Source organism: Mycobacterium sp. 4D054 (assembly GCF_052245755.1).
Lineage (GTDB): Bacteria > Actinomycetota > Actinomycetes > Mycobacteriales > Mycobacteriaceae > Mycobacterium.
This window is the reverse complement of sequence record NZ_JBQQCF010000022.1, coordinates 67,301-82,488: the sequence shown is the minus strand read 5'-3', so window position 1 is coordinate 82,488 and position 15,188 is coordinate 67,301. Positions and strand designations below refer to the sequence as shown.

The following is a 15,188-nucleotide window of genomic DNA, read 5'->3' as shown; positions in this document are numbered from 1 at the left end:
ACCACTCATGATTTTCCCACCAATCCCAGAACCGAAGAAGAAGATGACGAAGGCAGCCCGTGCACGGCCCCGGCTCGGCTGGTGCCTATCGTCAGGACCCGTTCCGAACACTGGTCGAACCAGCGGACGGTCAGCGCCGAACCATTCCGGACGATGCTGGGAACCAGGGGGTCCTCGCAATCGCCGGTTCGTAGCAGTGACACCACTGCCACAGGAGCGGCGGCTCGACACCGGATGCCGACCAGCCATGCCGGTGTCCTGTTCTCAAGCCGACCCGACCACCACCCGAGTCGGGACGAGCTGTCTGCCCGAATCTGTTCGCAGTCGAGTGTCACAGTCGCTGCGTAGTGGAGGCTCAAGACAGCTGCCCCCTCTCTGGTGACGAGGTGCCCACACGTCGTGGGTGCCACCTCGCAATCGGGATGCAGCGGCCAGGCCACCGCGATGTCATGCTCGGAGCGGCCGTCGAGGAGATCCACCACGGCCACCGTCAGCTCGCCTGGCGGCGCGATGATCCACCGCCGGTGCCGCACCGGGTCGGCGATCCGGAGGTAGCCGTTGTGCTCGGCATCGACAATGCCGCGCGCGAGATCCACTGCGTGCACGGTGGTCTGGGCATGACTGCGCCAGAAGAAAGGTCCACCTTGCTGTGACTGGTCGATGCCGTCCACACACACAGTCGGGTGAACACGGGTGCCCCGGTGGACCGACCGCACCACGGGGTCCCCGTAGAAGCTACCGGTCCCCGGGTCGACGATCAGCTCTCGGCCCTCGACACTCAGCGTCACCGAGAGCGCATCGGCGTGCCCGTGTGCCGCGGTGGACAGATAGCCGAGCGGACCGACGTCGACCGTCAGGCGGCGCCTCGCGCTTCGCAGCACCACCATCCCTCCGTCGGCAGCGTAGCTGCTCGGCAGCGCCCCGGCCACGCCGACCCTCGCACCGATCCCGCTGATGTCGGTGCCGAGCGCATCAGCGAAACACGCAGCGGTCACGGTGTTCTCACCATGCCTCGCTATAAGCTGGTCACCGGTGGTCGCCGCCACGATTCCCAGGTGCTGCCGCACGGTGCGCTTGGGCTCGGCGCCCAGCCGGAGTGCGAAACTGTCGTCGTCATCCCCGTACCGCGGGTCGGGGTCCTCCGAACCGACCAACGATACAAGGTAGTTCGCACCACGGCTGAGCGCCGCGGGCAGGGCCGCGGGCACGTCGTGACCGCCCAATCGCAGCAGCACCACCACCGTGGCCAGCATCTCGGCGGTGAAGATCTGGTACGTGACCGACTGCTCCGCACCGGCCCCGTCGGCCAGGATCAGCCGTTCGGCTTCGGCTGCCATCGTGTCCAGCGCAGACCTGAAACGAGCTGCAGGAAAGCTTAATTCGGGAAACAATAGATGGATGGCAGCCAGGCCGGACATCTCGCCGATGAGGTGGTTGTTGGCCGAGCTGAAACGGGACCGGGCATGCCAGCAGTACCGGGCACTGACGTCGAGCATTCGGACCGCGCGCCGGTACCGCCGCGTGGTCATCGCCGGCGAGTGTCGCAGTCCCTGCAGGGCGATCCCCACCGACGTCGCCCTGATACCTGACTCGAACGCACCACGCCAAGCGATCCCGGTACCGACCGGGTTCTGATCCAGCCACGAATCCAGGTGGTCCAGGGCGGTCTCGGCGAAGTTCGGAACACCGGTAAGCAGCCAGGCCTGCGACAGAATGGGTAGATGCTGGAGCCGGTTGAGTTCCCAGATCCATTTCGCGTCGCTGGGTGCCACCCGGTGGTCAATCCGATGGCCGGGGGCGGTGGGCCAGCGGTAGCCGCTGTTCGGGTCGAAGTTCCAGTCGACGGCCGTCCCCACGTTCACGGTGTCGTAACCGAGATAGGTGCGCTCTCCTGCCAACAGGCGGCCGGCTTCGGCGAGCAGTCGTTGCATGGCGTCGGGGTGTGTCTGTGCCATGCGCCGGGCGCGCTCCCGGTCGAGCAGCACGGGCCGGGACGCGCTGCGCCGGAACTGCTCCCGCAGGTCGTCCCAGTCGACCGGCGTACCGGAGAGCATCTTTGCGTCGGGGTGCTCGCGCAGACCGTCGCGGCCCGTGAGCGCGTCGATCAGGCGGCGGGTACGCCACACCGCCTCGCGGGGGGACATTCTTGCCGCGCGGCCGGCGTACCAGACCAGGCTAGACACCGCCGGATCCTTCGAAATACCGTTCCGAGAACGCCGACGGCTCGACCCATTCGACGGAGCGCATGGCCTCCAGCTTGTCCAAGATGAGGGCGCGCTGGGAGTCGAAGTCCGGATCCACAGACTCCTTGAAAACCAGCGCGCTCTTCGGCGGATGGGTGAGCCGTGGCGAGACGTGGATGCGCAAGCCCGCGGCGGCGGCGGAGTCCAGGGCGGCCTCGAACCTTGCCGTGTCGTGCGGTCCGCGCACATTGAAGAAATTGAGATACTCGAACCCCTGGCGGTCGGCGTCGAGCATCGTCCTGAAATCGGACTGGATGTCGTCGAAGCCGACGACCAGATCGCCGGGGCCCAGCGCGTTCACGTACCCGTCGGTGACGAGATCGATGTCGTTGCGCGGATTCCAGTAGAGCAGCACCGATCCCACCAATGTGCTGAGGAAAACGCACGCCACCGCGGCCTTCAGCCACTGCAGTGGGTGCTTGGTCCCGGCGGCGCCCCAGGCGGAGAGGATGGCCAGCAGCGGCAGTGTCCACACCGAGAACTCATCGGAGACGCCCTCCCACCAGGCGAAGAACAGCACCTGCGGGACCATCGCGACCGCGATGAGAAGGACCAGGCCCCTCTCCTTCAGCCCGAACCACAGGCCGCGCACCGACAGCATCACGACAAGCAGCACTCCCAAGACCGCCGCGACCGCGGCCAGGACCGCGACCGGGGCCGGGACGTCGCGGACGAGATAGGCCAGCGGGTATGTGGCTCGTTGTGGATACCGGTCCTGGACCGCCTGTGCCACTTCTGGACTGCGAAACATCACGTTCGTCGACACCAGGGCTCGGGTCTCGCCGGCGGCGATGTTCACCAGGGTGCCGGCCCCCAGCTGCTTCTGGTCCTCGCGAGGTTCGAAGGACTCGACGTAGCCGACGCCGAACTGGACGAAACCGTGCCGTTCCTCCTGCGGGACCGACTGGTAAGCAACGGCGTACATCGTTAGCGCCAGGACGCACACAGCCGTCGGTACCCCGACGCCGATCATCGCCCGTCGCTTCGCGGTGGAGATGCGCATCAGCAGCACGGCCGGAACCATCCCGAGTACGAACACGACGTGGGCCTGATGGTGGGCCAGCATGGCGGCGAAGGCCAGGACCGCCCCGGCGGCATACCACCGTGCGCTGCGTGTGGTCAGAGTAGTGAGCCCGGAATAGACGCAGTAGACACCGATCGTCATCAGCGCGGCGGCCGGAACGTAGACGTCACCCGCGATCGAATAGGACCAGTAGCCCGCGCTGACGGCGCACAGGAGTGTTCCCCACAATGCGGTCCTGCCCAGTCCGGCGCGTACCATCAGCCGGTACAGGATCGCCAGGCCGACAGCGCCCCACGCCGCCGAGTAAAGCGCAAGCATCGACACCGGATTCACGGTCAGCCCCGCGCCGGCGAGCAGGTGATAGAGCCACCTCATCGGGTTCAGGTACAGGTGATGGCTGTTGATGAGACCGCCCGACTGGGTCAATTGGTATGCCCAGGCCAGGGAGTCGTCGGCGTAGTTGTGATTCTGGGTCGGCAGTAGCCCATAGACCAGAAGCGGTCCGCAGAAGACGGCAGCCTGAGCAGCCAGGCCCGGAACACGCCCGAGGGCCTGGTCGGCCGGGCGGACCTGGACCAGCTTGTCGTGCGACAGCACGTCGAGCAGGTTGCCGGTGTGGCTCACGCGACCTCACCGCCGGTCACCAGAGCATCGGGCTTCTGCCGATCCACACCGAGCAACTCGCGGTAGAACCGGATGAGGTTGCGGCTGGACACTTCCCACGAGAGTTCCTGTTCGACACGCCGGCGCCCGAGCTCACCCATGCCACGGCGCCGCTGTGGATCCTGCAACAGAGCGTCGATGGCCCGCGCGAATGCGAGTTCGTCGTTGCCCGGAACATATATCGCAGCTTCACCGGCGGACACCCGCGCCTCAGTGAGGTCGAAGGACACGATCGGCCGGCCCATCGCCATGTACTCGACGACCTTGTTCATCGTCGATACGTCGTTGAGGGGATTCGACGGGTCCGGCGACAGACACACATCGGCGGTCGACAGGCAGCGTTGGACGAACTCGTCGGGAACCCGCCCTGGAAACTCCACGATGTCAGAGATGCCGAGCTCTTCACCGAGCGCGACCATGTCGGGCAACACGTCGCCGGCTCCCATGAAGATGCAGTGGAAGTCGTCGCGTCCGACTTCGTCACGCAGCAGCCGCACCGCGCGTAATGCGTAGTCGACTCCGTCCTGCGGCCCCATCACGCCGAGATACGCAAGCAGAAAGCCCTTGCCACGCCTCAGATCGCCGTGCGGCTGCTGCGGCATAAAGCGACCGAGATCGGGTGCGCTCCGGACGACGGTTACGCGGTCGGGAGACATGCCGCCGCGCTCTATCGCGACCCTGCGGTAACTCTCGTTGGTCGAGATCACTGCATCAGCTGCGGCGAACGTCATCCGCTCGACGGCTCGCGTCAACCGGTAGAGAAGCTGTCCTCCGCCTGCGAACCTGGACAGGAACAGCTCGGGCACCAGGTCGTGGTGGTCGAAAACGAACCGCGTTCCGCCAGGCCGCAACATCAGTGCCACCAGGAACAGCAGGTCCGGAGGATTACACGCGTGCACTACGTCGACCCTCCCCTCGCGACGGACCTTCACCGCCAGGCGCAGGGTGTGCCAGAGCGCGAACGTGTACTCACGCAGATAGCCTTTCGGCCCGCCCGTGGCAGGTCGTAACGGATAACGCAGGATCCGGACGTCCTCTATCACCACTTCCCGCTCGGTGTCCTGGCCGGCCCCGGTCGGGCAGATCACGGTGACCCGGAAGCCCGCGTGGGTCAGCGCCTGCGCCTCCTGCCACACACGACGGTCGAACGGTACAGAGAGGTTCTCAACCAGAATCAGGATGTGTCGCTTCATGCGTTGGCTCCGTCCACTAGGGCGTACTGGGAGGTGACGAGTTCCTCGATCGCGCTCTGGGCTGCGTCCACGCTGCGGTCGAGTCGGAACTCGGCCTCGACACGCCGGCGGCCGGCGCGACCCATCCGACGCGCGTCGAGTGGGTTGGTGAGCAACGCGACGAGCCGGTCTGCAAGTCGCGCAGGATCTTTCGGCGGTATGAGAAACCCGGTGGTTCCGTCCTCTACCACTTCGGTGACGCCACCGACCGCGGTGCACACCGCGGGGCGAGCGCAGGCCATCGCCTCGAGGAGCGCCATCGGCAGGCACTCGGTGGTGGACGTCAACGTGAAGACGTCAACCGAACGGAGGAAGCGGTCGATGTCGGACCTCGCGCCCGCGAAGTGCACGTGGGCGGTGATCCCCAGGGTCTCGCAGAGCATCTCCAGATCAGCACGGCATTGGCCCTCGCCGACGAGCAGGAACTCGGCATCGGGCACCTTGTCGATCACCAGTCGGGCGGCCTGCAGGAATGTGGCGTGGTCCTTCTCGGGCCGGAGTGACCCGAGGATTCCCACCACCGGAGCGCTGTGCCCGATCCCGAACTCGGCGAGCGCTCTGCGGTCGGTGCTGGCCTCGAACAGCGTCGGGTCCACACCGTTGTGGATGATCCGGATCTTGTCGGCGGCGTATCCACGCTCGTCCACCAGGAACCGGCGTTGGACGTTGGCGACCCCGAAATACGCACTGGTCCAGTGACTGAGCCCGTGATCGACCAGCCGGTGGACCACGCCACGAGGTGTGATCTCAGTCGCGTTGTGCACCCACACGATGGTGTGCCCGACGCCTGCGACCCGCGCCGCGATACGGCCGAGCGTCTCGGCGTTATAGCCGGACATCACGACGACGTCGGTCTGCTCTTGCCGGAAGATGGCCACCAGTTCCCGGATCGCCTGCCAGATCTGCCATTTGGCGAGGTCCAGCGCAGTAGACGGGATGCCGGCAGCACACAGGTCGCCGAACATGTCCCCCTCTCCGCCGATGCAGACGACCGACGGCCTGAACCGCACCGGATCCATCCTCGGCAGCAGCGTGGTCAGATGCCGCTCGGCGCCGCCGGCCTTCATCAGCGGGACGATGAAGGTAGCTCTGATCGGTTGCCCGGTCATCCGCACACCTCCCGGTACAAAGCGTCGAGTCGACGCGCGATCGTTTCGGTGTCGAACTGGTCGCGGATCCTCACGTGTGCGGCTGCTCCATAGTTGGCGCGGACGTCATGGTCCCCGACGACCTGCCGCAGGGCTTCTGCAAGGGCCTCCGCGTCATCGGGCGGGATCAGGATTCCGGCACCGCCGCCGATCATCTCCGGTAGGCCGCCGACGTCACCTGCCACGACACACAGGCCGCGGGCCATCGCCTCGAGGACGGCCATCGGCTGTCCTTCGTTGCGCGAGGGCAGCACCAGTACTTGTGCGTGGTCCAGCAGATCGCCCACCTGATCCTCGGAAAGCCAGCCGTGTACGGTGACCGTTTCCTCCAGGCACAATTGCCTGACACACTGCCGGGCTCTGGCGACTTCGCCGTCCCCGGCCAGCGTCAGGGTGGCCGTAGTCCCGCTTGCGGTGACGAATCCGGGCTCGCACACCAGTTTCGCCCACGCCTCCAGCAGGGTGAAGGCGCCTTTGTGGTCGCCGATCCGGCCCAGAAAGAGCACGGCAACCGGTCCGCCTGAGGGCTGATCCACAGCCGGGGAGAGTTCAACACCGTTGGGGATCGCTACTATCCGGGCATCCGGGACGATCAGCCGCATCCGGTCGGCCCACATCTGCCCGAGGGCGACGAAAGCGCTCGCCCGGGATATGGTCGCGCGGGTCAGCATCTGGATCAACGGCGGCGAGTTGTCGTAGTCCTGCGGGAACCCTGAACCATGCATGTGGAAAACGACCGGAGTTCCGGTGATCCGATTGATCCAGAACAGAAGCGCCTTACGGGCGAAACTGCCTCTGGTGCTGGCGTGCAAGTGGATGACGCTGGGGCGGAACCGGATCAGTTCGACGACGAACTTCAGCATCCCGAGCACGAATATCGCGATCTTCACCGTCACGGTTCCGTCGCGGTGGGTGGTGATGTGCCTGATGTTCCAGTCGTCCCACAGGCGGGTGCGCTGCATGGCCCGGACGTAGGAAGCGATACCGCCTCGCGTCTGCGTGCTGGTGGACACCCACAGTGCCTTCTGCTCAGCCATGATGCCGCAGCTCTCGCTCAGCGCTACCGGGTGTGCCGATGGTTGCGTTCGTGGTCCGTTCGGACCAGCCGACGGCGATGCCGAGGACAAGGAAGGTTGTGGCTGTGGGGAAGTCGAAGTAGCGAAGGTCGACAGTCAGTCCGGTACAGATCAGGATGACCATCGCCATGATCGCGATTACGGCAAGCGGTCGCCCACACAGGTCGCGGTCCGAAAGCCTGCGATAGGCATTGCGGAGCCGGAAAGCGATGAGCGTCAGCACAGACAGCCAGAGCGCGAGGCCGATCCCGCCGAGCTCGGCGAGCAATCCCATCTCGTTCGAGTGGGCTACCTCGCCGTAGCCCCCGACCCAGGGCACGTCCTGCGACCATTGTTGGTGGTGGTGGGTGTTGACCTCCGGAAACCGGCCGATCCCCCAGCCCACCAGGGGTTTCTGGCTTCTGGCCCACAACGCGGTCTCGATATCGTTGAGCCGTGACTGGATCTCGCTCTGCGAGGCCACGCCTCCCGCCTCACGGTCGCTGCTGGTGAATGTCGACCAGTTCATCAACGCCGCGGTCGCCACCACACCGAGGACAACGATGAATCCGCTGCGGAATCCCCGCGCCAAGAATGCCCCGACGAACAGCACGAGCAGTGCGCTGAGCCAGACAGCGCGGGTGTAGGTCAGATAGATCCCGACACCGCACAACGCGGTAATGAGTGCGCTCGCCCATCTCTGCCAACCGGGATCTCCTCGCCGACTGAGGAAGAACATCGCGATCGCGAAACCCAGCGTCAGCACCATCCCGTTGACAACCGGCTGGTTGAAGATTCCGACCGCCCGGCCCTCCCACGCCGGATCGGTCACTATGTAACGCGGCCAGACCCAGCCACCCAGCCCGGTAAAGGGCATGATGCTCACTGCGGCCGAGTAGGTCGCCAGTGTCAGAATTGTCCAGAGCAACCCGCGAACAGCAGCAGGACGGTCAAAAGTGAAGCGGCCCACCACATACAGCGCGAACGGGATCATCGTGGCGACCACGATGAACCGAGCGACCGGCAGCGGGCCGCCGTTCATGGTGTCGGTCGCCGGATACTTGTGCGGGGATACCATCGAGTAGACGTTCCACAGCAGGAACAGGCCCATCACACACTCGACCGGTCCGAGACCGCGGACCCGATCGGCGGTGCGCTCCAGCCACAATGCAGTGGCCAACGCCAGCAGCGCGAACACCACCAACCACAGTTCGACCGGAAGGTCGCCCAACGAGGCCAGCGGCGTCCTCAGGAACAACGTGACGGTCATCAATGTCACCGCGAACGTGGGGCTCCTCAGCGCGTATCCTCCGAGGCCGGCGGCCGCTGTCACGATGATCAGCGTCAAGCCCGGGTCGGATGGCATCACCACCACTGCCGCGCAGACAGCGGCTGCGCAGCCCGTCATCAGGCCCACGGCGAGCAGCCGCTCTGGGGGCCGGTGGGATGCGGCCGCTGTCGGCGGTGCCTCGTGCAGACTGCTCATCGCTGCTGATCCAGCAGTGACGAACGGTCTGCGACCTCACCGGCCCCTTGCGACAGCGCCAACTGTGAGTCGGCGTTTCTCCGTCTCCGGTCGTCCACCAGTACAGCACCCAGCAGAATTGCGTGGTCCCTGGCCAGCGCCTCGGCGGCTGCGGTCACGTCACCCGACCGCGTGGTCCGCTTGCCGACCGCCAGTATGGTGAGATCCGCAGCGGCGAAGAGCGGGTGAGACTCGATGGAGTCTGTGATCGGCGGTGCCACAACCACGATCGTGTCTGCCCCCATCCGCAATTCGTCCAGGACCGCGTCGATACGTTCGCGACTCATCAGCGGGTACCGGTCGGCCACCATCGGGCCCGCCGGCAGGATCTTCAAGGACTCCACTGCGGAATCCGTCAACGCGCTGTCGACCAGACTGCAATCGGCCAGCACATCGTTGAAGCCGGGATGGGTTGCGGGCAGAGAAGTGTCGTTGTTTGCGTACACCAGTACCGTTCGTCGCCCCTGTTGAGCAGAAAGCCGAGCGAGATCCTCCGCGAGATCCTTTGCTCCATGTGCTCCGCGGCAATCCGTCATCGCGATGACCGCTGACGCCGGAAGACCCTGAAGGCTCATGAAGTTCGCCAGCATCCGTAACCGGTCTTCCCGCAACCGATTTCCTCTTATGGACCCGGCGCGCGGCACCTCGATCAACGGATCGACACCGGTCTTGTGCGCGAGGTCGCGCGCATTCATCAGGCGCGGCGACAGGGCTGCCAGGCCGAGTGCGGCCACGGCTCCGAGGAACAGTCCGCCCAGCGCGCCGGTGGCTACCTGCAACGCAAACTTGGGTTCCATCTTCGTGACGCCGGCTCGTAGCTGCAGGTCTCGGAGCTGATCGGTGGCATCGGCACGCATGTCGTCCAGTCGTTCCTGGAGGACCGGCACAAGCGGGTTCATGCTGCCGTCCGGCTCGCGCTGTGCTTTGAGGGCCTGGACTTGGCGCTCCACATCCTTGATGTCCCTGGCGAATCTGGCGTTTCGAACCGAGTTGATGTCGTCGCGGAACGCCGCTGCCATCTGTTGTGCCGCAGTCTGCGCGACCTCGGGATCCTCGGCGGTTGCCTCGATCGTCAGGATCGGGCTGGCCGCTACGGTCCTTGCTTCGAAGGACACACTGTCCGGAACCTGCGTGCGCTGTCGCAACCGGCCAATGGTGACGGGCTCGTTGAACAACGTCGCGTACCCCACCGCCATGGTGGCGTCCTGCTCAGGTGTTCTCTCCGGCGAGGATTGCACGAGGAGGGACTTGCCCATGTAGGTGGCGTCGGTGTCCGACGAGTGAACCGCGGTCGCGAGCACAGTGAACGCGGCCACCAGCAGTACTACCCACCACCGCCGCCGGATCTGTTCGAAGTGTCGCGCCATCTGGGAGTTCATCAGGCGTCAGCCAGGACGACCGGCTCGGGATCCAGCACCCCGCGCAACCAATGGATCGTGTTCTTGATCCCGTGTTCGACGTCGACGGCCGGCGCCCACCCGAGATGACTCCGCGCCTTGGTCACGTCCAGCGCGATCGCCTGCACCTCTCCCGTGCGTGCGGGTTCGTAGCATGGCGGTGGCGTCCCACCGACTGCCTCGGCGACCAACCGGTGCACGTCGTTGGTTCTGGTCTGTCGGCCGGTACCGATGTTGTAGATCCCGGGCGCCGCCGTGTGGGAACGGCCGGCGCGCACGAACGCGTCCACGACGTCGTCAACGTAGACGTAATCCCGGCTGGCGGACCCATCCCCGTAGACCGTCACCGGACATCCCCTCAGCAACCTGCTGCTGAAGATCGCGATCACCCCAGCTTCCCCGTGCGGGTTCTGGCGCGGTCCGTAGACGTTGGCGAGGCCGAGACTGATCGGCAGTATGCCGTACATGCCCGCGTACGCATTCAGGTACACCTCACCGGCGTACTTGGCTGCGGCATAGGGCGACAACGGATGCGGCGGCGTGGTCTCGGGTACCGGGAGCTTGACCGGTGCACCGTACCGGGAGCCACCCGATGCCGCGTAGACGATGCGTCCCACACCGGCGAGCCGGCAGGCTTCCAAGACGTTGATGGTTCCGAGCACATTGCAGCTCGCGTCGTGCTGAGGATCAGCGACTGAGGCCCGCAGGTCAACCTGCGCGGCGAGGTGAAAGACCACGTCGGGGTGCGCCGCGGCGACGATGTCGTTGAGCGCGGACGCGCGCACATCGACTCTGGTGAAGACGAAACGGCCGCTGGGTCCGTAGCGGCGGCTCGCGTGCTCCAAATTGGTGACCACGCCAGTACTGAGATTGTCGATGCCGACCACCTGGTGACCCTCGACCAGTAGCCGGTCGACCAGCGTCGATCCTATGAAGCCGGCAGCGCCGGTGACTATCGTTCTCATCATTTCCCGATCCCTATATCCCTCAATACCTTTGGCTTTCGCCCTAGCAGTGCAACAGGCACTGTGTCCCCTCAGTAGGCGCCTTTTCTCATCAGGACCGCACGCAACGTTTTGGCGATGATCACGACATCGCCGACCATCGACCAGTTGTCGACGTAAGACAGATCGAGCCGGACCGACTTGTCCCACGAGAGGTCCGAGCGACCGTTGACCTGCCACAGTCCGGTAATCCCAGGCTTGACCAGAAGCCGGCGCAGCACGTCGCCGTCGTAGGCCTCGACTTCCCGGCGCAAGGGGGGACGGGGCCCGACAACGCTCATCTCCTGCCGCAGCACGTTGAAGAACTGGGGTAACTCGTCGATGCTGAAACGCCGTAACAGTCGGCCCACCGGAGTGATACGTGGATCATCCCGGATCTTGAACAGCAGTCCGTCACTCTCGTTCTTGGCCATCAGGCTCTCGAACTGCTGGTCGGCGTCCTGGACCATCGTGCGGAGCTTGAGCATCGAGAACGGTCTGCCGTCGATGCCGATCCGCTCCGAGCAGTAGAAGATAGTGCCCTTACTGGTGATCTTGATGATGATCGCCGCGAGGATCAGGATGGGCGACGTCACTGTCAGGGCGACCAACGCGAAACAGAAATCGAAGGCACGCTTCTGGAATCGCTTCGCGCCGCGATACTGCGGCTTCTCGACCTGCACCAGCGGCAGCCCCGAGATCGGACGCATCACCAGACGCGACAACGCCACATCGACCACACCCGGGGAGACCATCAGATCGACGCCCATCGGTTCGAGATCCCAGATGAGTCTGCGCAACCTGTGCACCCCGAGGTGCCCGGTACCGGCGAGCGCGACGGTGTCCGCACCGTAGGTGCGGATCGCCTGCAGCGCATGGTTCTCCCCACCCACGATCGGCACCTGCCGGCCGGCCACCGTGAGGTGTTCGCCCTGGGGCGCACCCAGACCCGGGATGCACACGCCCACGACGTGATACCCGTCCGTCGGGTCGGTCGTCAGTTCGGCCGCCAGATGCGCCGCGGCAGAGTGGTCTCCGATCGCCAGTACCGCGGTCTGATATCTGCCCTCGGCGCGCCGGGCGGCCACGTGTCTGCGGCTGAGCCATCTGCTCAGTAGCAGGCCGATCGTCCCGGCGGGTAGAGCGACGGCGAGATATCCACGCGAGATCTCTAATTTGACTAGTAGTTCGGCGATCGCGAGCGCACCGAACGTGGTGAACGACGCCGCGGCCACACGCCGGTATTCTTCGATCCCAGCACCGATGATGGTCGCGGACCTCGTATGGAACACAGCCAGCGCCGTCAACCACAGCAAAGCGATGAGCACTGATGACACTGTCACATAGAGGGTTTCGTACGCCGGCGAGGTCAGTGTGGTGCCGAACCGTACGTACTGTGCGAGCACCACGGCTGCGATGACGACGATGCTGTCGCTGACTGTCAGCCGCGCCGCATATTGTCGTTGCCAGCGAAGGCGCTCGACCACCGCACCGGGCAGGCCGTCGAGCGCGGTTGGCTGACCAGATTCGACCATCTGCGCCACAGGCTCGCGCACCAGTGATTCTCGAGTGCGCAGCGCCGACGCGAGCGCGCGGCGGGTCCGGCCACGACTGACGACCTCTGGGTGTGCCATCTCAACCCGCAATCTCGTCTGACGGGCTGTGCAGCGATTCGAGCGTCCGCGCGATTCCCTCAGCTAGATCGACCCGCGGCGTCCATCCCGGAAGGGACATCGTTTTCTCAACGGTGCCGACGCCGTATGTCCCTGGGGCGATGTCTGTCGCGCAGCCGGCATGAATCAGCGCGTGTACGGCGTCGTCGACATAGATGAGCTCGCGGACCTGCCGGCCATCGTCTCGCGCACTGACCGGGGGCCACGTCATTGCCGTACCGCCCGGGGTGCCGATGACGTGCACCGGGCTATGGGAGTTCTGCCTGGGCCCGTAAATGTCTCCGAACGCAAGGCATATCGAACTGATGCCATACCTAGCCGCATAGGCGCGGAGGTACATCTCACCAGCCAGCTTGGCCACAGTGTGCGGCGAGCCGAGATCGCCGTGTGCGTCCGACGTGCCTGCGTACACGATTCTGCGAACGTCTGTCCGCCGCACCGCTTCACACAGGTTGATCGTGCCCAGAATATTGCTTCGTGCGTCGAACTGCGGGTCCCCGACGGCGGCCTGCGGATCGCTCTGAGCAGCGAGGTGGAAGATCACTTCCGGGTTGACACCGGCGACGATACCGATCAATTCCGGCGCCTGGACGTCGAGTTTGATGAGCTTGAAGCGGCCGTCGTGACCCTCGCCGCAACGGATGGCGTTCTCGAGGTTGGCCACACTGCCTGTCCTGAGATTGTCAATGCCCACGACCTGATGCCCCTGGGACACAAGGTGATCAACCAGGGTGGAGCCGACGAACCCCGCAGCGCCGGTGACTACAGTGCGCATGGCCGCGTGTCCCTCTCGGCTCCGATCTGCGGACGGTCGCGGTGACCGTTGTCGACCGACATACGCAGCCATTCAGCGCCGCTCACGACAGCTAACTCTTCAAGCACCCTTCAACTATCGGTTCGCACCCGTCCGCAGTACATGGACCGTCGGATCGATCTTTCGAGTGGATCCGCGAACTAGTTCCTGGGCCGACCGGATCTCCTGAACTGTTGTCCGACAACTTTTCCCGCGGCAGAGAGCGGCACGGCCGACTGTCACCAGTCGCGCTTGGCAGCACTGCGAGAACCCTGGCGGCAGAGCCTCAGAACTACATCCGGGCGTCGGCTCATACCGGACCGGCGGCTCCAGGTCCGACTTCAGCGCATCGGCCGGCAAATACACCGTGTTCGTCGGAGCAACACGGGGCGCCTTGGTTACCCCGATGCAGGATCCACCGGGGGGTCCTGGGGTATCCGCGAGCGAAGTCGGAGCAGAAGCGCCACGTTGACGGCCAGCAGGGCGAGCAGGATGCCCGCGGCCGCGGAGACGACGAATACCATTGCGATCGCCAATGCCTGCGTCATCACTGTTTGCCCTTCCGTCACCTTGACTCACGCCCTGTCACCAGGGCACGCACGCGAGCTCGCTGTAGAGGTAGTCGATCTGGTGCGGCTCCAGGCCGGCACCGCGGTACATCTTGGGTCTGTCCCGAAGTCGGAACGACATCAACGGCAGCCCCGGCTCGCCGCCGATGACGCGCCGCTCGATCAACGTCGCAACCAGTCCGCGACGCATCAGCAGATGACGGGTCAGCGGCACAAGCGCGCGATGAAACAGTGCGGTATCACTGACGTACAGAATCATCGCGTAACCCAGGCCGGACCCGTGGCGGAACTCCCGGTACATCACGTAACCGGTTTCGTCGCCGTGCACCAGCACCACGTGTCGTGCTGCGAGCGCTCGCGCATGGTCGCGGTAGAGCTGCAGCTCGGCACCGACAAGCGTGTTCTCGATATCGCGGTGGTCGGTAATCACTCTGGTTCGCCGCGGCACGCTCGGCCACGGCACGTTAGGGATCAGTGCGGCGGCGGTGTCCAGGAAGGAGAACTTCATCCATGCCAGGATCTCCTGCGAGCCGCGGTTGGGCGTCAGCACGGTGAAGTGGTAGCTGTCCTGTGCCAGGATCGCGTTGACCAGGGACATGCTCGCGGAACGGTATTCGGCCAGCACACACCAGGTGCCGATATTGCAGAACCTCTCGACACGGCCCTCCCGGACCCGCTCGGAGTAGAGCGCCAACACCGCACCGACGACACGCTGCCCGTCCTTGAGCATGAAGCCGTGATTGGGCCGGTCCACCTGCCACTGCGCACTCGCGCACGCCTGCATCCACCGAATGTTGCCATCGTGATTGTCCCTCAGGAAGTCCGCCACCTCGGGCAGGTCCTCATCGGTGATCGCGACGGGCGTCATGTCACGGCGGTTGCG

The 15,188-nt window shown here is 65.1% G+C and carries 12 protein-coding genes; all 12 read right to left on the bottom strand.

The annotated features are described in order from the left end of the window. Positions 1 to 5: 5 nt before the first annotated feature. Positions 6 to 2,183, bottom strand: a complete 2,178-nt coding sequence (locus tag ACTWP6_RS17190; RefSeq protein ID WP_443188328.1) for an alginate lyase family protein — start codon at positions 2,181 to 2,183, stop codon at positions 6 to 8. Then, complete coding sequence (locus ACTWP6_RS17185) at positions 2,176 to 3,891, bottom strand: hypothetical protein (protein ID WP_443188327.1); 1,716 nt, start codon at positions 3,889 to 3,891, stop codon at positions 2,176 to 2,178. Before ACTWP6_RS17185 ends, ACTWP6_RS17190 begins: the two co-directional genes overlap by 8 nt. Further along, positions 3,888 to 5,123, bottom strand: coding sequence for a glycosyltransferase family 4 protein (locus ACTWP6_RS17180; protein WP_443188326.1), 1,236 nt, complete (start codon positions 5,121 to 5,123; stop codon positions 3,888 to 3,890). Before ACTWP6_RS17180 ends, ACTWP6_RS17185 begins: the two co-directional genes overlap by 4 nt. Further along, entirely contained in the window at positions 5,120 to 6,271 is a 1,152-nt protein-coding gene (locus ACTWP6_RS17175; RefSeq protein WP_443188325.1) for a glycosyltransferase, read from the bottom strand. Before ACTWP6_RS17175 ends, ACTWP6_RS17180 begins: the two co-directional genes overlap by 4 nt. Beyond that, entirely contained in the window at positions 6,268 to 7,347 is a 1,080-nt protein-coding gene (locus tag ACTWP6_RS17170; protein ID WP_443188324.1) for a glycosyltransferase family 4 protein, read from the bottom strand. Before ACTWP6_RS17170 ends, ACTWP6_RS17175 begins: the two co-directional genes overlap by 4 nt. After that, on the bottom strand, positions 7,340 to 8,851 hold the full coding sequence (locus ACTWP6_RS17165) for an O-antigen ligase family protein (protein WP_443188323.1): 1,512 nt from the start codon (positions 8,849 to 8,851) through the stop codon (positions 7,340 to 7,342). The genes ACTWP6_RS17170 and ACTWP6_RS17165 overlap by 8 nt, the downstream gene beginning before the upstream one ends. Continuing rightward, on the bottom strand, positions 8,848 to 10,269 hold the full coding sequence (locus ACTWP6_RS17160) for a hypothetical protein (protein ID WP_443188322.1): 1,422 nt from the start codon (positions 10,267 to 10,269) through the stop codon (positions 8,848 to 8,850). Before ACTWP6_RS17160 ends, ACTWP6_RS17165 begins: the two co-directional genes overlap by 4 nt. Further along, positions 10,269 to 11,252, bottom strand: a complete 984-nt coding sequence (locus ACTWP6_RS17155; protein WP_443188339.1) for an NAD-dependent epimerase/dehydratase family protein — start codon at positions 11,250 to 11,252, stop codon at positions 10,269 to 10,271. Before ACTWP6_RS17155 ends, ACTWP6_RS17160 begins: the two co-directional genes overlap by 1 nt. Before the next feature lie 71 nt (positions 11,253 to 11,323). Then, complete coding sequence (locus tag ACTWP6_RS17150; protein WP_443188338.1) at positions 11,324 to 12,805, bottom strand: sugar transferase; 1,482 nt, start codon at positions 12,803 to 12,805, stop codon at positions 11,324 to 11,326. Positions 12,806 to 12,905: 100 nt separating this feature from the next. After that, positions 12,906 to 13,718: an NAD-dependent epimerase/dehydratase family protein gene (locus ACTWP6_RS17145; protein ID WP_443188321.1), complete on the bottom strand. Its 813-nt coding sequence runs from the start codon at positions 13,716 to 13,718 to the stop codon at positions 12,906 to 12,908. Between the two features lie 416 nt (positions 13,719 to 14,134). Beyond that, positions 14,135 to 14,284, bottom strand: coding sequence for a hypothetical protein (locus ACTWP6_RS17140; RefSeq protein WP_260755508.1), 150 nt, complete (start codon positions 14,282 to 14,284; stop codon positions 14,135 to 14,137). Between the two features lie 37 nt (positions 14,285 to 14,321). Continuing rightward, positions 14,322 to 15,173, bottom strand: a complete 852-nt coding sequence (locus ACTWP6_RS17135; protein WP_260755509.1) for a hypothetical protein — start codon at positions 15,171 to 15,173, stop codon at positions 14,322 to 14,324. Between the last annotated feature and the right edge of the window lie 15 nt (positions 15,174 to 15,188).